General features: G+C 55.6%; 22 protein-coding genes and 1 pseudogene. 9 read left to right on the forward strand and 14 right to left on the reverse strand.

Annotated elements, in window-relative coordinates; all coding sequences use genetic code 11:
• The first annotated feature begins 17 nt into the window (after positions 1-17).
• From L8K08_RS16035 to L8K08_RS16045, 3 genes are read left to right on the forward strand one after another with little or no spacing between them, the layout of a single operon-like run.
• Positions 18-1,316, forward strand: coding sequence for a hypothetical protein (locus L8K08_RS16035; protein WP_242198572.1), 1,299 nt, complete (start codon positions 18-20; stop codon positions 1,314-1,316).
• A 3-nt stretch (positions 1,317-1,319) separates the two neighbouring features.
• Complete coding sequence (locus L8K08_RS16040; protein ID WP_242198574.1) at positions 1,320-3,128, forward strand: hypothetical protein; 1,809 nt, start codon at positions 1,320-1,322, stop codon at positions 3,126-3,128.
• A 12-nt stretch (positions 3,129-3,140) separates the two neighbouring features.
• Complete coding sequence (locus L8K08_RS16045; protein WP_242198577.1) at positions 3,141-4,190, forward strand: hypothetical protein; 1,050 nt, start codon at positions 3,141-3,143, stop codon at positions 4,188-4,190.
• Between the two features lie 2 nt (positions 4,191-4,192).
• Here the strand turns inward: L8K08_RS16045 and L8K08_RS16050 are convergent, their stop codons facing one another.
• Together L8K08_RS16050 and L8K08_RS16055 are read right to left on the reverse strand one after the other, a co-directional pair.
• The gene (locus L8K08_RS16050; RefSeq protein ID WP_242198580.1) at positions 4,193-4,489 is read right to left on the reverse strand and encodes a putative quinol monooxygenase; all 297 of its coding nucleotides are present in this window, start codon (positions 4,487-4,489) and stop codon (positions 4,193-4,195) included.
• Between the two features lie 973 nt (positions 4,490-5,462).
• Positions 5,463-5,660: a hypothetical protein gene (locus L8K08_RS16055; RefSeq protein WP_145164776.1), complete on the reverse strand. Its 198-nt coding sequence runs from the start codon at positions 5,658-5,660 to the stop codon at positions 5,463-5,465.
• Between the two features lie 352 nt (positions 5,661-6,012).
• Here L8K08_RS16055 and L8K08_RS16060 point away from each other — a divergent pair, with 352 nt between their 5' ends.
• The gene (locus L8K08_RS16060; protein ID WP_242198583.1) at positions 6,013-6,390 is read left to right on the forward strand and encodes a DUF1090 family protein; all 378 of its coding nucleotides are present in this window, start codon (positions 6,013-6,015) and stop codon (positions 6,388-6,390) included.
• A 375-nt stretch (positions 6,391-6,765) separates the two neighbouring features.
• Here L8K08_RS16060 and L8K08_RS16065 read toward each other — a convergent pair whose 3' ends face one another.
• Positions 6,766-7,245 carry a hypothetical protein gene (locus L8K08_RS16065; RefSeq protein WP_242198585.1) on the reverse strand — a complete coding sequence of 160 codons (480 nt, stop codon included), beginning with the start codon at positions 7,243-7,245 and terminating at the stop codon, positions 6,766-6,768.
• A 691-nt stretch (positions 7,246-7,936) separates the two neighbouring features.
• Here L8K08_RS16065 and L8K08_RS16070 point away from each other — a divergent pair.
• Entirely contained in the window at positions 7,937-8,497 is a 561-nt protein-coding gene (locus L8K08_RS16070; RefSeq protein ID WP_242198586.1) for a fasciclin domain-containing protein, read from the forward strand.
• Between the two features lie 144 nt (positions 8,498-8,641).
• Here the strand turns inward: L8K08_RS16070 and L8K08_RS16075 are convergent, their stop codons facing one another.
• Both L8K08_RS16075 and L8K08_RS16080 read right to left on the reverse strand, forming a co-directional pair.
• Positions 8,642-9,661 carry an alpha/beta hydrolase gene (locus L8K08_RS16075; protein WP_242198588.1) on the reverse strand — a complete coding sequence of 340 codons (1,020 nt, stop codon included), beginning with the start codon at positions 9,659-9,661 and terminating at the stop codon, positions 8,642-8,644.
• 336 nt (positions 9,662-9,997) lie between these two features.
• Positions 9,998-10,480, reverse strand: coding sequence for a DUF2846 domain-containing protein (locus L8K08_RS16080; protein ID WP_242198590.1), 483 nt, complete (start codon positions 10,478-10,480; stop codon positions 9,998-10,000).
• Positions 10,481-11,419: 939 nt separating this feature from the next.
• On the opposite strand from L8K08_RS16080, the gene L8K08_RS16085 reads away from it, so the two are divergent.
• Positions 11,420-11,581, forward strand: a complete 162-nt coding sequence (locus tag L8K08_RS16085; protein ID WP_218570666.1) for an L-serine ammonia-lyase, iron-sulfur-dependent, subunit alpha — start codon at positions 11,420-11,422, stop codon at positions 11,579-11,581.
• An 88-nt stretch (positions 11,582-11,669) separates the two neighbouring features.
• Entirely contained in the window at positions 11,670-11,879 is a 210-nt protein-coding gene (locus L8K08_RS16090; protein WP_145163928.1) for a hypothetical protein, read from the forward strand.
• Between the two features lie 25 nt (positions 11,880-11,904).
• On the opposite strand, the gene umuC is transcribed toward L8K08_RS16090, so the two are convergent.
• The 3 genes from umuC to L8K08_RS16105 form a co-directional block, all read right to left on the reverse strand.
• A complete protein-coding gene (gene umuC / locus L8K08_RS16095; protein WP_242198592.1) occupies positions 11,905-13,182 on the reverse strand; it encodes a translesion error-prone DNA polymerase V subunit UmuC in 1,278 nt (425 codons plus the stop codon).
• On the reverse strand, positions 13,175-13,600 hold the full coding sequence (locus tag L8K08_RS16100) for a S24 family peptidase (RefSeq protein WP_242198595.1): 426 nt from the start codon (positions 13,598-13,600) through the stop codon (positions 13,175-13,177). The genes umuC and L8K08_RS16100 overlap by 8 nt, the downstream gene beginning before the upstream one ends.
• A gap of 96 nt (positions 13,601-13,696) precedes the next feature.
• On the reverse strand, positions 13,697-13,906 hold the full coding sequence (locus tag L8K08_RS16105; RefSeq protein ID WP_242198598.1) for a hypothetical protein: 210 nt from the start codon (positions 13,904-13,906) through the stop codon (positions 13,697-13,699).
• A gap of 83 nt (positions 13,907-13,989) precedes the next feature.
• Between L8K08_RS16105 and L8K08_RS16110 the strand changes: the two are divergent.
• Positions 13,990-14,295: pseudogene (locus L8K08_RS16110) on the forward strand (SOS response-associated peptidase family protein); the annotation flags it as partial.
• A 483-nt stretch (positions 14,296-14,778) separates the two neighbouring features.
• Here L8K08_RS16110 and L8K08_RS16115 read toward each other — a convergent pair.
• Together L8K08_RS16115 and L8K08_RS16120 are read right to left on the reverse strand one after the other, a co-directional pair.
• Positions 14,779-15,024 (reverse strand): hypothetical protein, encoded by a 246-nt coding sequence (locus L8K08_RS16115; protein ID WP_242198600.1) that lies wholly within the window; start codon positions 15,022-15,024, stop codon positions 14,779-14,781.
• Between the two features lie 703 nt (positions 15,025-15,727).
• On the reverse strand, positions 15,728-16,267 hold the full coding sequence (locus L8K08_RS16120) for a hypothetical protein (RefSeq protein WP_242198602.1): 540 nt from the start codon (positions 16,265-16,267) through the stop codon (positions 15,728-15,730).
• Positions 16,268-17,012: 745 nt separating this feature from the next.
• Between L8K08_RS16120 and L8K08_RS16125 the strand changes: the two genes are divergently transcribed.
• Positions 17,013-18,638 (forward strand): methyl-accepting chemotaxis protein, encoded by a 1,626-nt coding sequence (locus tag L8K08_RS16125; protein WP_242198604.1) that lies wholly within the window; start codon positions 17,013-17,015, stop codon positions 18,636-18,638.
• Between the two features lie 33 nt (positions 18,639-18,671).
• Here L8K08_RS16125 and L8K08_RS16130 read toward each other — a convergent pair whose 3' ends face one another.
• The 4 genes from L8K08_RS16130 to L8K08_RS16145 all read right to left on the reverse strand — a co-directional run bounded on the left by L8K08_RS16130 (position 18,672) and on the right by L8K08_RS16145 (position 21,675).
• Positions 18,672-19,187, reverse strand: a complete 516-nt coding sequence (locus L8K08_RS16130; protein WP_242198606.1) for a lysis system i-spanin subunit Rz — start codon at positions 19,185-19,187, stop codon at positions 18,672-18,674.
• On the reverse strand, positions 19,184-19,717 hold the full coding sequence (locus tag L8K08_RS16135; RefSeq protein ID WP_242198608.1) for a glycoside hydrolase family 19 protein: 534 nt from the start codon (positions 19,715-19,717) through the stop codon (positions 19,184-19,186). Before L8K08_RS16135 ends, L8K08_RS16130 begins: the two co-directional genes overlap by 4 nt.
• Before the next feature lie 68 nt (positions 19,718-19,785).
• Positions 19,786-20,712 (reverse strand): tail fiber domain-containing protein, encoded by a 927-nt coding sequence (locus L8K08_RS16140; protein ID WP_242198610.1) that lies wholly within the window; start codon positions 20,710-20,712, stop codon positions 19,786-19,788.
• Positions 20,713-20,772: 60 nt separating this feature from the next.
• Positions 20,773-21,675: a hypothetical protein gene (locus L8K08_RS16145; RefSeq protein WP_242198612.1), complete on the reverse strand. Its 903-nt coding sequence runs from the start codon at positions 21,673-21,675 to the stop codon at positions 20,773-20,775.
• Positions 21,676-21,889: the final 214 nt, after the last annotated feature.

Raw genomic sequence — 21,889 nt, forward strand, 5'->3', positions numbered from 1 at the left:
TTTCAAAGGAGTGTGTTATGAACGCCAGCCTCTTGAGCCGACTGTTGCTATTGCTGATGCTGCTCAGCCCCGGCGCCTTTGCCAGGGACGACAGCGGCAAGCCCTCGGCATTGGCCACGCAACTCAATTGCCAGCCGCCCACGAGCGCGCCCGCAGCCACTGCCAGCCAGGACCAGTTCGATCAATACAGCTGGCAGCTTTTTGTTGCCTTGAACTGGCCGGCACAGGACGGGCAGCGCGGCGCGCCCAACTGCAGCAAACAACCCGGCGACCCCGGCTACACCGTGTGGCAGACCTACAAGACCGTCAGCGAAATCTTCCTGCCGGGGGCCGCCAACCCCGGGCCGTGGAATAGCCCGCTGACCGCCAGAAGCCTGGGCATCATCAACATCGCAGCGCTGAAAAACAGCTCACTGGTCAACTCCATCGACCAGGCGGTGGGCGGCTGGTTGATCGATCAGGCAGGCAACCCGACCTACTACGATATTTCGGCCAACCAGGCGTCCTACAACTACATCGTCGGCAATAACTTCTACAACGCGAATGTGGTGTCCAGGGCCAATACCATCAACTTCCCCAATGGCGTGATCGAGGTCAAATCCAGCTGGCGCGTGCTCACCGCCCGTGACAATGCCAGCCATTACCTCACGCAATTTGCCCGCGTGGCGCGGTTCAACAGCCAGGGGCAACGCATTGGCGTCGGCGAGGCGTACCTGGGCCTGGTGGGCTTGCATATCATCACCAAGGTCAACGGTTACCCGCAGTGGATCTGGTCCACCTTCGAGCAGGTCGAGAACGTGCCGCCCAAAGCCAAAGTCAACGGTCAATGGGTCGATCAACCGGCGCCCGGCACGGCCTATTCCTACTTCAATGCGGCCGCGCCCGCCGCCGCGCTGAACCAGTCGCCCTGCAACTGGCAAACACAAGGCACCCAGTTGGTCTGCGTGCCCAAGCCCGGCACCACGTTCCAGACGCCCAACCCGCTGAACCGCGTGACGCCCATTGCGGATGTGACGAGCTGGGTCAACAACAATTACCGCAACGATCCAGGCCTGCAACGCAGCGTGTTGAAGTACTACCAGTTGATCACCACCCAGCGCCCGCTGATGCCGAACAACCCAAGCAACCCACTGGGCCAGCCGACCCCGGCGCTGTCGGCCAACGTGACCATGGAAAGCTATATCCAGCCCACCAGCAGTTGCATGAACTGCCATTCGATGGCGACACCGGTGAAGAGCCCGTTCAAGTCCGACTTCTCCTACCTGTTCAAATTTGCCAACAGCCCCATCACCCCACACGCCACGGGCAAGGAATAGACCATGAGCATCCTCAACGGACCACGACTGAATTTCTGGGGCGGCATCCGCACGGACGTGAGCTTGCCGAACAACTCGCCGACCATTCCTTTTAATGGCAACAAGCAATGGCCGCTCTTCGACCTGACCACGTCGACCCTGGCACCCGGCGCGCAGTCTTACACCGATGACCAGTTGAACAGCATGATCAACGCGCCCGACGGCAACTACTACACCGCCGGCGGCTGGAACCACTACGGCCAGCACGTGGTGGACATGCAGAACGCCTTGATCAGTTCCCAAGGCAGCCCCGGCAATATCAGCACCACGGGTGACCAGGTCGGTCAGCCGGTGTACCTGCTCGGTTCGGTGGACCCGGTGAGTGGCCAGGCACCAGTGTCCGGGCCGATGATGGTGGATCTGGACCCCAGCGCCTCGACCACCACGCAGATTTTTGTCGGCGGCCTGCAAATCGGCAGCAACGACAATATCCAGCTGCTGATTCGCTGCAATGCGGTGTGCAGCAGTTTCGACGTGACCGGGCGCGTGCTCGAGCCGGCAAAGATGGACGCTCCGGGATCGTTCCATGCCAGCGGCACGTTCCAGCTGACGTTCCCGCTGAGCAGCATCGTCAGCTGGAACCCGAACAGCAGCGGCCTCAAGGCGATCATCCAGGCGCCGGGCGCGACGGGCATCGTCCTGCGTTTCGTGATGTTCGAGATGTGCCCGCAGATGACCACCGCGCAGCTCGATGCCGATTATGCTGCCGGTAAATACACGCCCAACCCGAGCATTGGCCGGGTCATCGGTACGCTGGCCCCGGCGTTTGCCGGCGAGCCGCTGAGCTGCCAGCCGGGGCGGCAATTGGTCAACGCAGCCACGAACAACGCCGCCTATGCGGCGCTGGGCAATAACGGGCTGTTGAGCCTGGACATGGTCAATGTGATTCCCAAGCAAACCTTCCGCGCGGTACGGGACGACATCACCAGCCCGATCGGGCCGAATGCGAATTATGGGCCGGTGACCATTTCAGCCGGTGCCGCGCCGCTGATCACCCTCAACCCGACTGCCAGCCCGTTGGTCAATTACTACGTGTATGGCGGCATCGTCGATGTGGCGCTGACCACCAGCCAGCAGCAGGCCGTCAGGACCACGCCGTTGGCGATCAACGCCCCTGGCCAGGTGGCCGGGACTCAGTTGCAGGCGACCGAGTCGACCTATCGGGTGTATGCGGATCAGCGCAACGTGTACCTGGAGGATTACCCCAACGGCCTGACGGTCACCTTGCAGGTTCGCTACCTGGGCGGGCCGGTGCCCGGCGCCACCAAAGTCAGCCTGGCAGCGAGTGCGCCGGGCGTTTACGAGCAGAAGCAATACACGGACTTTCTCAACTTTCCGGCCTCGCTGACGGTGAATGCTGGCCAACAGACGGTGAGTTTTCCCGTTACGCTCAAAACCGGCAGCGCCGCCCAGGCGGGCTTCGTGGCCCTGACCTACACGGCCAATGGCGTGGACAACGGCGCCTTTTTCACCAACTTCCGAAAATACGCTCAGACCGACTTTGGCATCGCCAAGGGCAGCGTCATTACCTGGCAACAGGTGTACCCGAATGTGCTGCGCTTTCACTACCTGGCCTTCCCCGCCATGTCGCGCTACGTGCCGTTGAACCAGCCTGACGCGATCATGGGCGCGAAGAACGCGATCCTTGCGCGCACCTCGGACGCCTACAAGGGCACCACGCTGTTCATGCCGGTGGTGCGCTCGATGTCCCCCGCTCAGCGCGCACTGCTGCGGGCCTATCTCACCGGCAGCCCGTGGCAGCCACCGCAATAGGAGGCAAACGCTATGACACTTCATATTCCCGCACAGCCCATCGAAGCCCTGCGCCCGAGCAGCGTTATCGCCGAAGGCCTGCTCAACCCGCGTGGCGTGTGCCTGCAAGCCGATGGCAGCCTGTGGCTGGCCGAAGCCGGCTCAGGCGTGGCGGACCAGCCGTTCAGCAGTCGCATCAGTCGGCTGCAGCCTGACCCGCTGAGGCCTGGGGCCTATCTGCCCGGCGAAGTGCTCGCCCAGGGTTTTCGCAGCATGAACCTGCAGGCGCGCATGCTGCGCGATGAAATCATGGGCCTGTCCGACATCGCCTGTGGTGACGGACGTTGCCTGGCCAGCCAGACCGATTACGTCGGCGGTTCCAGACTGCTCGACCTGCAATACAACCCGCCCGAGCCGGTGTTCCACAGCCGTGGCAACCTGAACGCGCTGTGCTACCACCCGACGCGACGCAGTTGGCTGGCGGTGAAACCGGATACCAATCAACTGGTGGAGTTCAGACACGGCGAGCAAGAACGTGTGCTCGCGCAATTGCCCGTTCTGGATGAGGATCAGGAGGCTGTTCCTGTCACCCTGGTGTACGAGCCGCACACAGACGCCGTGTTGATTAGCTTGTTCTCTGGGGAATTGCACGGCGACCCCGCGCGCCAAGGCATCGACTTTGCCGACTACGCCGGGCAAGTGATTCGAGTTCACCCGGCCAGTGGGCAAATCGAAGTGGTGATTCGCGGCCTGCAACTGCCCACCGGGCTGGCGCTGTGCCCGCAAGGCAATCTGCTGGTGCTGGAGCTGTGCAGCCATCTGCAACAGCCCTTGCTGCCGGACTGGAACGGCGAGCCGCTGCACGGAGGCTTTACCCGCTTTACCGGGCGACTGTTGCGCTGTGACCTGCGCAACGCAACAGTGGAAGTGCTCGCGCGCGGGCTGGATACGCCGTCCAACCTGTGTGTGGTGCAGGACGCGGTAGTGGTGAGCGAAGGCATGGGCTTGACGGGCCGACCGCTGCCGACACCCGACGGCACTGTGGCGCCGCTCAGTGGCAGGCTGCGGCGGGTGCAGCTATGAGGCTAGAGCGCATCCTCTAACAGCAGAACGGTCGCGGGGGCGGCGCGAAAAGACGGATTGTGCCTGGCTGCTTCAACCATATGAACGGCCTCATGGTGGGCGGTCAGGGCGTCCTTCGAAGCCCACTTTTCGATCAAGACAAAACTGTCGGGGTTGCCGACCACGGGGTGCAAATCGTACTGCAGACAGCCCTGCTCAGCCCTGACCAAAGGGGCCAGTTTCGCGAACGCTGCACGTTGCTCGGCGCCCTTGCCGGGCTGCGTATTGATAATGACGACAAGCCGCACTTCATCTGACATGCAAACACCACCGCAAAGTTTGGTTAAGGAAGCCGCACAGTACGTGAGCACGCCGCCAAGGTGCAAAAAAGCCTAATAGAGGGGTGCATTTCACACGGTTTTCACAGTCGGGCGCATAGCCTCAACTCAGCTCCTAAGTGAACACCTTTAAGCCCGCGCCCCCATCGTGGGCTTTTCTTTGTCTGCGATTCTCATTGGATACTCGCCTTATCGTCGTACCACAGCACTGGCTGCGCGGTTTTTTTGCTCCATGTCACCTGTTTATTGAACTGGATGAATGAGCGATGACGCTGAACCAATCGCCACCCAGCGCAAGAGGTTAAGCACGCGCATAGATAATTTGAATTAGTCAGTTGCCCGCCCGGTCAAGAACTATGAACGCAGTAAATCTGACGAGGTAACAGCAATGACTATCCAAGCAGAGACACTCGTAGCATTGACCGAAGCGCTTCAGGAACGCGGCCTGAATCTGGTTTCAGATGTGCACTTCACCCGCGCGCCGTATCGGCAAAATCACCGCTGGATTTGCACCGTCGCGTAACGCTGCATTTTGCCGGCGGTCAGGCTTAATGGCCGACCGCTGGCACCGCGTTGATCACTCTAGTTCGAGCGGCTTTCGTTACGATTTTGTTGTTTTTTAACGCCCTTCCCGGTTTTTCGCTCGTATTGGTGATGACAGAACCAGACGACCAGAAGCAGGCCAGCCAAGCCAAAAATGAACAGTAACAGCTCTAGTGCGGGACCTTCGTGTGAAAACATTTTTCGTTCCTCATCCTGAAGTCGTGCAAACCGAAATCGGTCGCACCCGAAATTATTCGTAACAATTCGAACATTTTCAGGTTAATCGCCAAAACCACGCCTGGCAACCCTGAGTCGGCTTAAAACCTTTGATCTAGACGGGTTGCATGGGTGATCACGTTCTGCAGGCAATAAAAAACCCGGCGCAGTGGCCGGGTTCGCTGAAGTAAAATGATCAATTATCGGGGTGTTCACTCGCGACTGAATCAGCCGCGTCCACATCCGACATATCCTCTTCCAGTGGCGCGTCGTCGTCAGGCGGCAATGGGAGCGCGCCCTCATCTTGGCGCGGATCGTGGCCCGTTTCGTTGTCTGTGCCGCGCGTCACGGCTTGTTGGGAAAGGTTTCCTGGCGCCTTCTCGTTGATTTCCATGTTGACTCTCCGCTTTGGCGCACGGGAAATGCGCACTTAAGCTTCAGAGACGGCGCAGCATTCAGAGTGCAAAGCATTAGACGAATGGTGCCGATCAACGCTCGGTCTTAACGCTTTCAGCTTCGGATGTTTACTACCGAACGCAGGTAGAGCCGGTGTAAACCTGATGGGCCGCCAGCGATGGCCGACGCACAACGTGAAACAACTCACATTTATGCAACGCCGATATTGAAGGTCAATAATTGACCAACCTATATTTCGTTCCACCCGAGCGCTCACCTCTATACGGATATTGTTCTGCGCCAGCTCGGGTCCCCACTTGAGCGCAGGCAATCAAACATTGAGGTTTGCCATGCGTCTTTCCAAACTCGCGCCAGCCGCCACCCTGCTCAGCCTGTTTACTCTGCCCACCCACGCTGCCGACCTGACCGCCCTGACGGGCGCCCTGTCGTCTGCCCTGGGCGGCGCCAGCAACAGCAACACCCTCAACACCACTAACGCCTCCTGCCAGCAACAGATCCGCGACCTCCAGGCAAACATAAACGCGGCCAATGCCAAGGGTGACACCTTGCGCGCGACGGCCTTCCAGGCAGCGTTGACGCAAACCAACAAAAGCTGCAGTAATTCCAACTACAACGCTCAGGCGCAGGTGGACACCCACCCTCAACGTCAACAAAACATGAACAAGGCCGCGGATGCGATCAATGCCATCGGTGGTTTGTTCAAGTAAAAAGAAATAATCGGAGGCTCCTGCGTCGAGCGTCTTTTATCCCAGAAATGCAGAAGCCCCGCCTGAACGGGGCTTTTGTGTGAGTCAAGCAAGAGCCTTTCTCATGCACTTTGAAACCGCAGCAATACTATTTTTGCGAATGGTGAAGGCTGTGGGTCGGTGTAAGCGGGACGCTTCTGAAGGACCGTCCGAGGCGGGATCGTAGGATTGCTGCGCTTAAGTGAGCAATATTACGCGTACCAGGAGGGCGTTTTTGTCGTGCTGAATTCAGCTTTTCAATCGGCTGAAGACTTTTAGATCAAGCGCTGCCAGCCTCAACGCTCATGCTCGCGGCTTCATTTGAAGTGGCTTCGAGGCTGGCAGCGAATGTTGGGGTTATTCGATTACAAGCAAGACCTTGGATTGGCATAGCAGAGAGGAGTTCTCTCCAGGGATCTCAATGGAGATGCTGTAGCCACCTGGTTCCAACGAAGACAAATCAGCATTGAAGGAGAAACCTGACTTCAAGAGCTTCTGATTGTTGAATGCCTTTGCCACGTCCGGCCGATCAATAACAGTATGATCCTTGAATGCGACAGGATCGCCCTTATAACCGTTCAGGCGAAGTTTGATTTCCTTCGAAGCACTTTGGTTAACGCTATCGAAAGCCCAGCCGTTGAATTGAACAACGCTGCGCGGAACGTAAATACTTGCACCGGTCTTTCCGGCGATGGTGTCAATGGCGCATTTATCAGATGGGTTATAAGTGGTTTTGGTAGCTGCCGCGTTTTCCTTGCTTCCTTCCTTTTCATTGCATCCAGTCATTGTCGCTGAAGTTATAGCGAGAAAGCTCAGTGCCGCAATCATCTTGTACATGTTTTTTCCTGAGGGGCGTCAATGTGTGTAACGTTGATTTCTTCAATATATAAATGCTTGGCAGTGCAATCGGCGCAGCTCGAAAAATGCACGACTCATAAGCGGCACAGTCTTCGTCCTTGCTGCTAAAGACATCAACCTCAGCGGTGGGATTATGTAGCGGTTGGCAGCGCAGTACAAGAGTGCGGGAACGGCCTGACAGCAGTTCTCATGCCTTTTCATGGCGCAGTTGGATGGGCAGGTACTGGGTAAAAACGCATCTGTCGGGCACCACCTGCGTAGGGTGCGCAACGGGTCGACACGCTGCAGGCGCCCCTGCCCCCCCCCCGCCGGATTCGACCGGGTGAGCGCGCCAAACCCTATCGGCGAGCAGCGCTACAGAAAAACCAACTACTGAGCGTGTTTTACTCCCCAGCCAAGGTCCTTATAGGAAACCTTGTTCTGCTCAGAAAAGTCGGTTTTGTAATTTCAAAACACACGCTCCTGGCGAGGGTTGTACTACAGCGGAAAAGATTTGTTCGGCATTCAAACCTTGAAGTCTTCGGCCATTAGCTGCCACTTCAGGAAGAAACTTGAGCGAAAACGCGAGACGCTCACAAAATTATTGTATGAACGGGTGCATCCACTTTGATCGCTGGCGCGTAGATTCAATACCCTCACTCGCAGGGCATACGAGCCAAGGAGATACACCATGCACGCCTTTTACAAAAAAATTGCTGCAGCAGCCTGCTTCGCTATTCTCTCCGTAACTGCAACCGCAAGCTTCGCCGCCGACTCTGTGATGGTCGGAGGCGCAGCGATGTACCCCAGTAAAACCATCGTGGAAAACGCGGTCAATTCAAAGGACCACACGACGCTGGTTGCAGCAGTCAAGGCTGCCGGGTTGGTTGATACGCTTAATAGCAAAGGCCCATTCACCGTATTCGCGCCGACAAACGAAGCCTTTGCCAAGCTGCCCGCAGGCACCGTCGATACGCTGGTCAAGCCTGAACACAAAGCCGACCTGACTAAAATCCTGACCTACCATGTCGTACCCGGCACTCACACATCGGCACAACTTAAGGCCGACGCCAAAAAGAACGGCGGCACCGTTATGCTGAAAACAGTTCAAGGTGAGTCGCTGAATATCAAGCTGCACGACGGCAAGCTTTGGGTGGTAGATGCCAAAGGCGGTAAGGCAAGTATCAGCATCGCAGACGTGATGCAGTCCAACGGCGTGATCCACGTTGTCGACTCGGTCTTGATGCCTTAAACGCTCTTCAAGCCCGGCAGACGCGCAGTTTGCCGGGTAGTGAGGCCTGTCAATAACCGGCTGGTGATCATGGCCGTGTTCATGAGCCATGCCGAAACGTTCACAAGCCTTAGCCGGCGCACCTCAACGTCAATGTCTCGATACTCATCGTAAGTTTCTGCGCTGAAGCCAGGTACTGATTGCTTCAACGAGTTCGGCCTTGCACTCCACCGGCAACCAATGCCCGCCAGATAAGCTCGTCACAGTGAGGTCTGCGCAGGCCGCACGCATTGGCTCGCCCAGCTGATTACCCTTGATGGTATTCATCGGGTCGTAGTCGCCGTTCACAAACAGTACGGGCAGGGACAGGCGGCCGCCATTGGGCGCTCGATGGGCATAAGCGATGTTGGCGTCGTCGTTCAAATACCACGCGCAGGGCGCGCGGAAACCATGCTCCTCAAAACTGCGCACCAGTGCCGCGAAGTCCGCCTGCGGCCAGAGCGCGGGGTCGGGCTGGGTGGGCGGGGCTCGGTGCGCTGCGCCAAACCGCCCTCCTTTGCTGGTGACTTGGGCGTTTGATGCGACTTTAGTGATGCTCGCAGGGTCGCCTCGTCGATAAATCGAAGCCAGTGATGCGGCTTTATCTGCATCAAGGTCTGCGACGGCGGACGCGAAGTGCGTGTTGTAATAGCGGTAATAGTCCCATTGACCGTCTGGATACTCGTCTGCCGGATAGATTGTTCGGTCAACCAGCGGGACGAGCGTCGGCAGCGCGTTGGTGGTGGGGAAGTACGGGACCGAAATCAGCACAACGCCGCGGCTGCGCTGGGGCTCATGAGCAACCAATTCACCCGCCACAACGCTGCCCCAATCGTGGCCCACCCAAATGGCGGGCATTCCACCGAGATGGTCATGAAGCTCTGCCATATCTGCCACGATGTTTTCAATGGAGTACGCGCGGGTGTCCGCCGGCACAGAAGAGCCGCCATAGCCGCGCATGTCGGGTGCAACGCAGTGCCAGCCCTGGGCAGCGAACGCTTCCATCTGCGCGCGCCAGATCAGACCGAGCTCCGGCCAGCCGTGCAGGAACATCATCAATGGCCCCTCGGCAGGCCCCGACGCCACATAGTGCGTCGTATGACGGGGCGTACTGAAGATGTGCGAAGTCAGCTCGGAAGTGGACACAGGATCTCCTGATGCTTACCGGCGGATACAAGCGAAACGGCGGCGCCATGCTGCGTCGCCTGTCCCCAGAATAACGCCTTTATGTCATCACGGCGCGGTGTTTCACCGTAGGCCGCCTAAAGCCCTTGGCATGGCTGCCCACGGATTTTAGGTGGACGCCATTGCCGTTATATCGCAATCCAGGCAGTGACCTCGCCAGACACTCACAAACTTTTCACAGTCAAGCGCCTATGGTTAACCCAAGCTCCTGGTGAACATCCCTTTAAGCCCGCTGATCCCCATCGCGGGCTTTTCTTTGCGCACAATTTGGCTGTTGGTATTGCGGCCCGATTGGAACTAGATCGCCTCAACCTTTCTACATTGAGAAATCTCGGGCAATGCCTGGTCGGCAGAGATTTTATTAAGCTGCCAATGCAGCTTGACAGCGTTTGATTGGTTTACACGCACTCTGGCGCTGCTGGACGTGAGGCTGATGTACGAGGCATCTGAGCTTTTAACGTCGATGACAACGGCGGTGGTGCCGCCCTCAAGATCAGAATTCCCCAGAATTCCAGCTTTCCATTTCTGAGTGACCCTGTGCTCACCTGGTGTAACAGGTACGGCTATGTAACCACCGTTCTCCAGAGACGCTACTTGCTTGCCATCCAAAGAAATCATGGCAGACATTAAGCCCATGTCGTAGTTACTGGGCCTGTAGACATAGATGACACCCTGTTGTGAATCCACGTTTTTAAGAGGTGTAAATGTTGGCCCTGTGATCGTGCAAGCGCTAAGGAGCGCCAACCAGACAAGTGCTGAAATCTTCCATACTCGAGTCATAACTGCTCCATTCTGATCCAGCGCTTGATGATCAACACTGCAAGACTACCAATCAAACTTTTTGTGCTGATCTTGCACGTCCCCCACTCTCCCCCCAAATGTTGGCGGTAAGCCACGAATGGTAAGCGAGGGCTTTAGTTCCTGCCTAGAATCGCCATGCATTCGAAGATCAGTGACAGCCCGCTACGTCGTGATCGCCGCGCGTCGAACAGCCGAATGAGTGCGCTGATGCCGATGCGGCGGATGGGCCCAGCATTTGACTGCCGGGCCTGAAAGGTAAATTAAAGCAGTGCGACGCCAGCCACCTGCTCGGGCACACGGACAAGCGAATAACAGAGATGGTTTATCAGCGCGTCGGGCAGATCGTTAAGCCGACCCGCTGACCGCAATTTGCAATGAGTTGCGGAAACCGCCTGAAATGATGCGAAAACGATCAGTAGCTAGGCTGCTTGATTTCTCAAACCCCGGAAACGCAAAAGCCCCGCTTTCGCGAGGCTTTTGTGTAAATCTTGGCGGGAAACCAGGGATTCGAACCCTGGGAACGCTATTAACGTTCGCCGGTTTTCAAGACCGCTACGCATATAAAGACGGGCTGACGCCTTGAGGGCCTGCAGAGTTCCTTTTCTCGAAGCAATTGATAAGGCTTGAAGGCGCATTCCACCTGGGGTACTTTTTTAGTTTAGGAACTGCTTTTCTAAGCAAATTGCCCCATAAAAAACCCAGCTAGCACTCCAGACCACCCAGGTCAACAAAAACTTGACAGGCCGTTTTTTTATGAGATGATTTTATAGATTAGTGTTTTTAGCTAGTGTGTTTCTGAGTTCGAATCTCAGTGCCTTGCTGTTCCCCCTACTGTTTCTTAGTTTTTTGCGTTTCATCAGCGTTTTAGTGCAAAAAAAATCAGAACAGAGCTTTAAATCAACAAAAAAGGGGGTACTTATGAATAATAAATCTCAACGTCGTACAAAAAGCAATGTCATCACTTATGTTGCATGTTTTTTTGAGACAGTATGGGCAGCAATGGTATCGGTAATGGCGGCCAGCACGAGCGGTGTACAGGGTATCCTGTCACTAGCTAAGAACATTATTTCTCTTCGCTGATTCCTGCGCACCTTTAATTAGATGCTTCGGCCTCACTTCTCAAATACCTTCTGACTGGTACTCTTATTCCTTCTTAGGAGAACCAGACATGCCCAACTCAGACCTGCTCCCCTCTCTTCTGTCCAAGCTCTACGAAAACCAGCTGGCCCTTGAGGCTTCCATCATGGAGATATCGAACTGGATCGAGCAGCGTGGCTCCGCCGAGGTAGCCGAGAACGTGCGCGGAGCTCTGGACACCATTGATGACAACGAGAAGTTCATCAAGCTGACCCTGGCGGTCCTTATGTCGCCCGAGTGAAGTTGATCTGACGCTGAGCGCTTCACTACTTGCAAGCAACCGACCACAGCTGATCGAGCTTCGTAGTGTAGCTCTGGCTCATCATGTCCCGGCGCATCCCCCAGTCGGGGTTTGTCGGTACACTGGCCGATCGCAGCGTCCCCCTTCCCCACCTGTCATTGATCTGGTCCAGCACGGTCATCACTCTGGTGGCCTCGACTGGCTGAGACACCGCGAATAGATCGTCCGTGTATTCACCTGGCTGGCAAAGGTTGAGCAACATCACCTCGGCTTTACTGTACTTGAAGCCAGGTCGAAAAATCCGGTCAAGGGCGTCAACTGCAGCCTTTGTCAGCAGGCGCACGTCGTCAGTTGGATACGGCATATCCACCACTACCCCATTGGCATACTTGGCTTCTTCGGGGTTGAACATGCCTGTGCGGATGCAGACACGGACCTTTTTGCACAGCGAGTTTTGAGCTCGCAGCTTTTCAGAGGCGCGCATCATGTAGGTGGCCACCGCCTCCTTGATCGGCGGCAACTCGGTAAGGCGCTTTCCGAACATCCGGCTACAACAGATTTCCTGCTTGGGTGGGTCGGGCTCGTCCAGTTCCAGGCATGAGGTGCCGGCCAGTTCGCGGGCGGTCTTCTCGATGACCACGCTGAATTTTTTGCGAAGCGTCCAGGGGTCGGCCTTGGCCAGATCCATCGCTGTCTTGATGCCCATCGTGTCCAGGTGAAGCTTCATCTTCCGGCCGACACCCCACACCTCTGAGACGTCGGTGTTGCGCAATACCCAGTCACGCTTTACCGGGTCAGTGATATTCACTACACCGCCGGTCTGGGCCTGCAGGCGCTTCGCTGTGTGGTTGGCCAGCTTGGCCAGGGTCTTTGTGTGGGCGATTCCGACGCCCACCGGGATTCCGGTACACTGAAAGACCCGTGCGCGGATCTGGCGTCCGAGGACATCCAGGCTGGCAATACCGCTCAGGTCGGCGAAGGCCTCATCAATGCTGTAGATCTCGACGGCGGGCACCATGCTCTCGATCAGCGTCATGACCCGCTCACTCATGTCCCCGTACAGGGCATAATTTGATGAAAACGAGACAATGCCGTGCTGCTTGAGCTTGTGCTTGATCTGGAAATACGGCTCGCCCATCTTGATGAAAGGCTTCGCGTCGTAGCTTCGGGCGATGACACAGCCGTCGTTGTTGCTTAGCACCACGATTGGCACCTTTGCCAAGTCAGGGCGGAACACACGCTCGCAGCTTGCATAAAAGCTGTTGCAGTCAATCAGCGCAAAGACAGGTGTCTGTTCAGACATGGCTGCGTACGGTGCTGGTGATCACGCCCCAAATCGACAGCTCGTCGCCCTCCAGAATGTACCGCGCCGGGTATTTCGGGTTCTCCGACAGAAGGATCACCTCTCTCCCGCGCTTACACAGACGTTTGCAGATGGGTTCATTATTCAGCAGCGCCACCACTACATGCCCGTGTGCCGGCTCAATAGACCGGTCCACAACCGCCAGGTCACCCTCAAAAATTCCCGCGCCCTGCATGCTCTCGCCAGTGATGGCGATCAGATAGACGTGCGGCGCCCTGATATTTAAGACCTCATCCAATGAGATGTTCTGCTCAATATGGTCGGCCGCCGGCGATGGAAAGCCAGCTGGTACCCGAAAAGAGCAAAAGGGCAGCTTCGTGCCGCCCTCGGCGATAGGACCTAAAATTGCGAAGCTCATGATGCAGCCTTTTACATACACTGTACGAATGTACAGTTAATAACGCAGATGGCTTGCGGTCAATTTGGCGTAAGAGATATCTGACAAGCGGCCCCGTCAGACAAACTCATCTGCGTAAGCGGCGACAGCCTCTTCTGTGAGTTCCCGCCACTCACCGCTGTCGATTACGCCGCGCTCTTTCATATCGTCAGCCAGGGACAGGCGCCTCTCGTAACGATCTTCAGCTGTCGCCGATATGAAGTCGGGTTCATTGCGCAAGGCGAACCACGCCTGCATTGCGTTGATTTGCTCGCTGTGGATCGTCATGACGAATACTCGAGGCCAGTGTCTACAGTGTAGAGATTGGCCAGCGCCCAACTGTTCAGCAGGTCCGACAAGCGGAGAGCATCATGTGCGGAAGACTTACCCAGTACCGGGGAATTCACGACTTCGTGGCAGCGTTGAGCATGCCTAACGCTCTGGCTAACTCTGTCGGTGAATTGCCAGTGGAGCGTTACAACGTAGCCCCCACAACCCAAGTCGCCCTGCTCCACCTACAGGGTGATCTGCTGCACGCCGACATGGTGCGCTGAGGTCGGCGGCCACACTGGGCCAAGGTCAGGGCCGCACCGATCAATGCGCGCGTCGAGAAAGTAGCCCATGGACGGTTCTTTCGTGCGATCTGTCCGCACCGGGCAATCGCACCCATCAACAGCGGCTGCGCTTGTCGCGATGGCGACTGTAAAGACGCTACCACCACGCCCCCGGCGCTTTCCGTCTGATCAGGGACAGCGCTGGCGGCCCAGTTCGGCCACGCCACAGGCACCCTGAATGGATCGCCGAACGGATGGGAAAAGCAACCGGCAACATGATCCTCTAGCACCATGGGGAATGGATTAACGAGGATGGGCCGGACGCGGTGGGCGTGCTACAGCTGGCACTAAAGCTTCCGCCGACGCCAGTTTTACACTTGACGCCTTAAAGCCCCATGACTGGCGCAACGGACCACTGCAGTGGGGCTTGATCAGGTACGCAATGGTTCTCGTACAGAGCGCATCGGTACAAGCCGCGCCGAGGTATCGCCCAGACGAATCGAAAGCGTCCGCTTACTATCTTTGCCGGCAATGCTTCCAACCACCACCTCACGCATCACGTGTTCACTGACAAGAACTTTAGCGTGTCGGGTGAAGCCTCCTCGATCAAGCGGTCAGTTCCCGGTACCGCGCGGCAGCTGCGTCCTCGACCGCAATAAACAGCGCCTCGATGGTCGCCGGGGTCAGCGCATGGGCTGCATCTACCCCTTCGACAAAACCTTTAGCGCGCGCCAGGGCCAGCTTCAGGGCTTGCAAATCCTCAGCACGCGCCTGGCGTGACAGGTGGTTTTGCATCTTGGTGCGAAGCCCAGCCGGTAGGCTTATCGCGTCCAACTGCTGGCTGACGTTCATCTCGCAACTCCCTGCACTTCGGCTAATATTGTGGCCAATTCGCGCAACGGGTACTGAGCTTGAATCAGCTCGCAGCCTGCGCAGTGTCGCACCGGGTCATGAGCATTACTCGGCCATTGCGTGGCCAGGCATAAACGGCAGCGTACCGCTTCCTCGCTCATGATCCATCGCTCATTCAACAGGCCTAAAGCGAAATCAGCACACAAGTCGGGCGACAGTGGGCTAGAAACAGGACACTGAACCTTTATGTATTCATCCATGCGGACTCGAACCCTTTAATAAGACGGTAATGGAATTCCCGCCCGTGCTCTGGGGATAAGACCTCGCCGGCGATCAAACCGTCCAAAAAACCAATCAACTGGTTATACAGACTGGGCGGCGCCCGCTCAGTCAAGGACTGGATCCGGAACGCCTCTACGTGGTGACGCACTCTAAATAAGATGTACTCGGGGTCTGCTAGGGTCATGAGGTCGTTGAAAAATTGCTGGGCGTTATCGATGGCTAGTGGATGAGTGAGGGGCGCGTGCATAATTATTATTGCCTTTGTAGATGGACTGCACGTTGAAGCGGTTATGCGAAACTGGTAACGCAGTCTAGGGCTGCCTGGCTGCCTATACCAATAAAAAACGTCCCCGTCAAGTCAATACGTGCAGCCCCTTTTTATAAGTGGATTATTGTTAACGCCTGACTGGGAGAATGCCACTCATGGAGAATCCTCCGACACAGCCCTCAGAATGTTTGCCAAATCCCGCAACGGATATTGTATGTTGCCAATTTCACAGCCATCGGAATGGACCATCGGAATTTGAGCATTGCTGGGCAGTTGTGTGGCAAGGCAGTAGCTGCAGCGCACGGCTTCGTCACTCATAAGCCACTTATCATTCCACAGTCCGAGTGCAAAATCGGCCGTCGTTGTGTCGGCCACTGCCGGCGGTAGATCTGGATTTAGGATCATACTCCACCTCGCCATGCGCTGGTCAGCGTCGCCATTCGTATTCGGGCAACCAAATTCCTCGGGGAAGACTTTGTTATCGTTCAGCCACGTAAAGACCTGGGCACATGCTCGGACGATCTCTGGATCAAGTCCCCACACCTCGGTAACGGCGGAGCGAACATGTCTTCCCGCGTTCCACAAGGTGAACAGAAAACTGGCTACCGTACGGCCCTGCCTGGTGTCCTTCTGAGCGGTTAACAGGAGTTGCTCAAGTGCTTGTTGAGTTTCGGAATCGAAAGTAAGTGACACGGCGTAATTTCCTTTTTACGTGATCGATGGACTTACGAAGAGCTACTGCGGGGGTAGGGTATACCCTGCCTGAGGCCGACTTTCCATTCAGCTATCAAAGCTCTACCTTTGACATAGATGATTGCAGCGACTAACGCGATACGCTTCAGCGATGCACAGAGCCCACGCCGCTTCGGCTTGTCCGCCAGAAGGTAGCACAGGTTAACTCGCTGATGGCCACACCATAAACACCGACTTGTAACACCGGAGCGTGACTGGTGATAGTACGGGTGGCGTGGACTGTGTGGGCCAAAGCCGACGCTGAGGGGCGCCAACCGCTGCTGCTCGCGATTGACGCATGCACTGATGGGCCCTGACAGAATATGCACACTCGTCGACAGGTGAAGTGAATAATCTCCACAACTACCAATCCATGCAATACAACTTGGATACCGGAGACTAAGGTTGACTAGTATTAGTGGGTGAAGGTGTCGTAAGCACTCACCAATATTCTGAAATAGCCCCCTGTACTACACTGAAAGGTTCCACGCAGCGTCACTTGATGCCCTCGCAGATTTTCCCGATTCACTTTTCGCAATCCATCTGCCGTAAAATTGGCGTTTTGAGAGCTCCATAGACTCCAAGCACGCTCAGCTGCAGACATAACGGGTCATTCGATAGAAATTTTTGATTGATCTGTCAGAGGTTAAGGCCGATAGATAAATAATACTGGCAGCGTCGCTGGTTTTTTCCCTATGGAGTCACCATGAATCTACGTTCCATTAATATCGCTCCCAGATCCGCTCTCTGCTTCGGCCTTATCACTATGCTTGTAATTGCACTTGGAGCCTTTTCGTACGTACAGCTCGGAAAATTGAGAGGAACAGAGCAGGACATTGAAAATAATTGGCTCGCAAGCATACAGACTGCTGACGATATACAGATTGCACTTTTGGGCGCCCGTTTAGAGAGCATTCGCTTACTAGCCACTTCGAGCCTAGAAGAAAAAGCGACAGCTTCAGAGCATCTCCAGGACGCGCAGAATATACTTAATAAGCAAACCGAATACTATCGAAACAATTTAATATCCGATGAAGACGAACGAGCGAAATTTAATGAAGCCGCTACGACGATGGAGAAATATATAGACGGGCTCAAAACCATACTCGAATTAGATGGCACGCAGCATGAGAAAGCCGTTCAATTTGCAAATACTGAACAGCGTGATCGCGCCAACGATTACCAGGCTAAGCTTACAGCATTGAGAGATCACAACGTCAAAGGAGCAGCTACAGCAGGGACTACAGCGACGGCTGTATACTCAAACAGCATTACAATTGTCGACTCAGTGATTGGTGCTTCATTAGTTCTTACCATATTTCTTGCAATTGCACTTACTCGAAGTATAGTTCGCCCTATGAACTCCTCTGTAAAGATGGCAGAAGAGATAGCAGCAGGCGACCTTAGGCTTGTTCTTGAGGTAACCGGAAATGATGAGTCCGCAAGGTTAATGCGAGCGCTCAATACAATGCAAGGAACCTTGCGTGATACCATCAGCGAGATATCTGAGGCTGCCACGCAGCTTAGCACTGCCGCAGTTGAGATGAGCTCGATAACAGAAGGCGCAAGCTTTACCCTTCAGCAGCAAAATAGTGAAATCGAACAGGCTGCAACTGCGGTGACCGAGATGAGCGCCGCGGTTGATGAGGTTGCTCGCAACGCTATTTCCACATCAGAATCAGCTCGTGAATCCAACAAAGCTGCAGCGGCAGGAAACAATAAAGTTGGTGAAACACTCAAAGCAATGCGCAGCTTAACGGACAGAATTGAGATCACGTCGGAACAAGTACAACTGCTAGCTGGACAAACGCAAGAAATAAGTACAGTTTTAAGTGTAATTCGAGCAATCGCGGAGCAAACCAACCTCCTAGCGCTAAACGCTGCTATTGAAGCTGCTAGAGCAGGTGAACAAGGAAGAGGATTCGCAGTGGTTGCGGATGAAGTTAGAGCTCTTGCTCATCGAACCCAAACTGCAACTCAGGAAATCGAACAAATGATTTCAAGCATTCAGGCAGGTAGTGCGCAAGCTGTAGAATCGATGATTAGTAGCACCCATGAGGCGCATAGCACTAGGCAAACGGCTGATGAGGCTGGCCAGTCGCTCAAAGCTATCACATCAGCTGTTCAGCTGATCGATGATCGGAATCAGCAGATCGCGACTGCATCGGAAGAGCAGGCTCATGTAGCAAGAGAGGTAGATAGAGCTCTCATAAGCATTAGAGAACTCAGCGTTCAAAGTAGCGAAGGAACCCATCAGACTCTTCTAGCAAGTAACGAGCTTTCGAGACTTGCAATATCACTCAATCAGATGGTCGGTCGTTTCAGAATTTAAATACCAAACCCACCGTCAGCCCTGCCATTTAATTTAATCGGCTATCGCCCTGAGATATGCCTGGCACGCGCGCAGCGCGATCAGTCCGTTGTCCCCATCGTCGGTGATGGCGATAATTCGTTGCGCATGCGCTGGGTCAAGTTGGGCTCGACGGGCTGCATGAACCACGCCGACGGCGCCGGCGGCGGTAGGCACGTTACAGCCACTGGCTGGATCATCGGCAAGGAGGACCGACAGCCGCACATCAGCAGTGGCAAGGCGGTCGCGCAAAAGAGCCTGGTTGCGTTGAGCATCGGATAGTTCTCGAGTGTGTTGTTGATCCTGGGCCGCGAGATCCTGCTCGATGGCCAAGCGTTTGTCCTGTTCGGCGCGGGCCTGGGCCGCTGCGGCATTGCTGATCGTTGCCAAATCATCCTTGTGCAGGCCGGCCTGCTCGGCGAGCTTCTCTCCCATGCGCCAGTCCTGCACCTGCCAGGTCACGCCCGCGGCGCCGGCCATCAGCGCCAGGATCAGCAGCACCAGGCTCGCCAGCTTCTGCACCGGCGTCACGCCAGCACCTTCTTAGCCCGCTCCCACAACTGCAGGCGATCTTCCAGGCCGTTGAGCCCACCGTTAATGCGGCGGGTGATCTTCGTGAATTCACCCTGATCCGCCAGCGTGTTGAGCCCCTTGGTGGACCAGAACCAGGCCGCAGTCATCGCCGCGTGCTGGGGCAGTTCGAGCAGTTCGGGCTCGTTGATCAGCTCCAGGCCCATCGCTTCACCGCACGCGGCATAGTTGGCCCGGCCGGTGATCTGGATCAGGCCGCGGCCACGGTACTTAGAACCGTCCCCCTTAACGGTGTTGCCCAGATCGGCGCGACCTTCATAGCCGGCCTGCTGGGCTGTGGGTCCCCAGACCTCGCGCACGTAACGCAGTTGCCCCGATTCATGCCCGACCTGGGCGATAAACGCGGCCAGGCGCAACTTGCCGACGATGCCATAGCGGCCCATGGCCGTGTTCAACACAGGAACGAAAACGCCGGTTTGGCGGCCGGCGTTCGGGAGGATTTGCAGCAACTGCTGCTCGGTGATCGGCATAGCTTTTCTCCAGGCGAAAAAAAACCGCTCAAGGCGGTATCGGTGGGCTTCTTTGTGGGGGGCTCTGCTTAAGCCTGTGCAGCCTTCAACGCAGCGAGTTCTGCGCGCAATTCTTTGACAGCCCCCATCAAGTCCGTGATCAACGCCATCGGTTCGAGTTGCTGAACGCGGGGTTGGCCGTCGTCGCCAATCCCATCTTTTTCGCCGGTGACGGCAAGCGGATTGACTTCCTGCGCCTCGTGCGCGATCAGGCCTTGGTAAACGACGTTATCTCCCTTGAAAACATCGCCGAAATTTTTGCGCTGGTAGGTGACGATCCGGTAAGCGTCGATACGGTCCAGGTAAGATGCCTGCGGCGCGTCCTTGATGTATTTCTTGAAGCGGTAGTCAGAGCCGAACAGTGTCATGGTGCCCACGTACGTTGCGCCGATGTACACGTCAACGTTTGAGCCGGTCCAGTTGAAGTTATAAGAGTTCGCTGTGTAAGCCCCGTTCAAACCAGTGCGGCAACGAATTCCACGAACCGGAAGCTCTACTGAAACCTCGTTCGTTACAGCTAACGTACCTACCGCCACACCCGTTGCAGATATAGTGGGAACGCTCAATATCCCAGCATATGAGTAGGTCATGGTTGGGCCACCGGCAGTATTGCCGGCGTTTACTGAGCGCCAGGAGAAGCCGCCGTCACCATTACCTTTGTTTACAATGAAATGCCCCTCCCCCAGCCCGGCAGCATTCCAGCCCATATACAAGCCCTGAATGTTGTACCGGCCTGACGCCGCCTGCACGCCTACCTCAGTGAATATAGCGCGGCCATCAGTCACGCCAGTGCCACCCTTAGAGATTGGTAAGGCGGACGGGAGAGTTCCATTCGTTCCGCCGAGGGCAGCATAAATCTCCGTCGACATTGCATTCATTTTAGCGGCGGCGCTCCGGGTGGTATCACCACCGGCGCCTGTAGGCGCTGTACCTAAGTTAATTTCCTGTCTTGCCATAATAATCTCCAAGTAACATATTCATCGAATCAGTGATAAGAGTATAAAAAGTGTGTTACTTCAATTAAACGGAAACGGTAGGCTCGCCGTCTCTACAACAAGAGCAGTCGGCAACCTATCAGTCGCAACTTGTGAAAAGTTTGGAGGCATCGGCGTACCGGTAATAACCACCGGAGTATCTTGGGGCGTTCCCCCTGCTGGCCCAAACATGAACTGCATCCCTCCAACGATTCCGTATGCGCCTTCACTCCCGCCGTATCGATAGGTAGGGTAGCTTTCATTATTGCCGTACACCCATATTTGGCAGCCGCGAGTCCATGGGAGATACGCCGCGTATTCAATCCCGGCCCGGAGGTTCATCGTAACCTTCGCCGTCAATATGTTTACCTGATAATTTGGCGGGGTCTGACGCTGCTCTACTGTGAGAACTGCCCCGGCGTAAGGTCTGCTCGCAGTGGGGATTGGATACATCGTTGCTTGCGTACCTGTAGGCGGAGGAGCCTGGACCGCAGCTACAATATTCAGGGGCGGCTGCAGCGAGTTGAAAGACGCGCTCGCATCACTGAACTTGGCCTTCAAATACCCGCCTCCAGGGAACACATCCTGCATTAGATCAAAGCAATAAAACCTCGTGCTAGTGCTTGCGTTTGTGTAAAGAAAAACCATTGAGTCGCCAATGATCTTTGTACCCTGCAAGCACCCTGGCCCAGTTAAAAACACAATCGGTGATTTTGCACCGGTAACTGTGAACCCATAAATAACATCAGCAAACGATACACTTTGGCTAACAGTTGGCTCCGTCCAGTTGCCGCCCCAACTTGGATCTACGTTACCGCTCTTTAACTGTCTACGCCTCCAAGTCTCAATAACAACCATGTACCCACTTTTAACGAGTCCATAGGTGATACGGCTAGTATCGAAAAGCAGAGTTCCATCGCTCTTTTTGACTGCAAGCTGAGGCATTAATAGTACCCGTAATAAATTATGCAATTAACTGAGAAGTTTCCCCAGCCATTGGTGTTATACGAATACGCCCATGAGAGGACACCGTTAACAATGGTGGCAGCAGGCAGCTTACCTTTCTCCTGCTGCCTATCTTGTAGAGGTACGACGATAGGGTATTGGGTTTTCCCTGGAGGTGGCGCAGGCAGAGCGAGAGACCCATTCACGGCGTTTG

The sequence above is a fragment of the Pseudomonas sp. TREG-RG-20F-10-E-6-01 genome (genome assembly GCF_022662455.1).
GTDB lineage: Bacteria > Pseudomonadota > Gammaproteobacteria > Pseudomonadales > Pseudomonadaceae > Aquipseudomonas.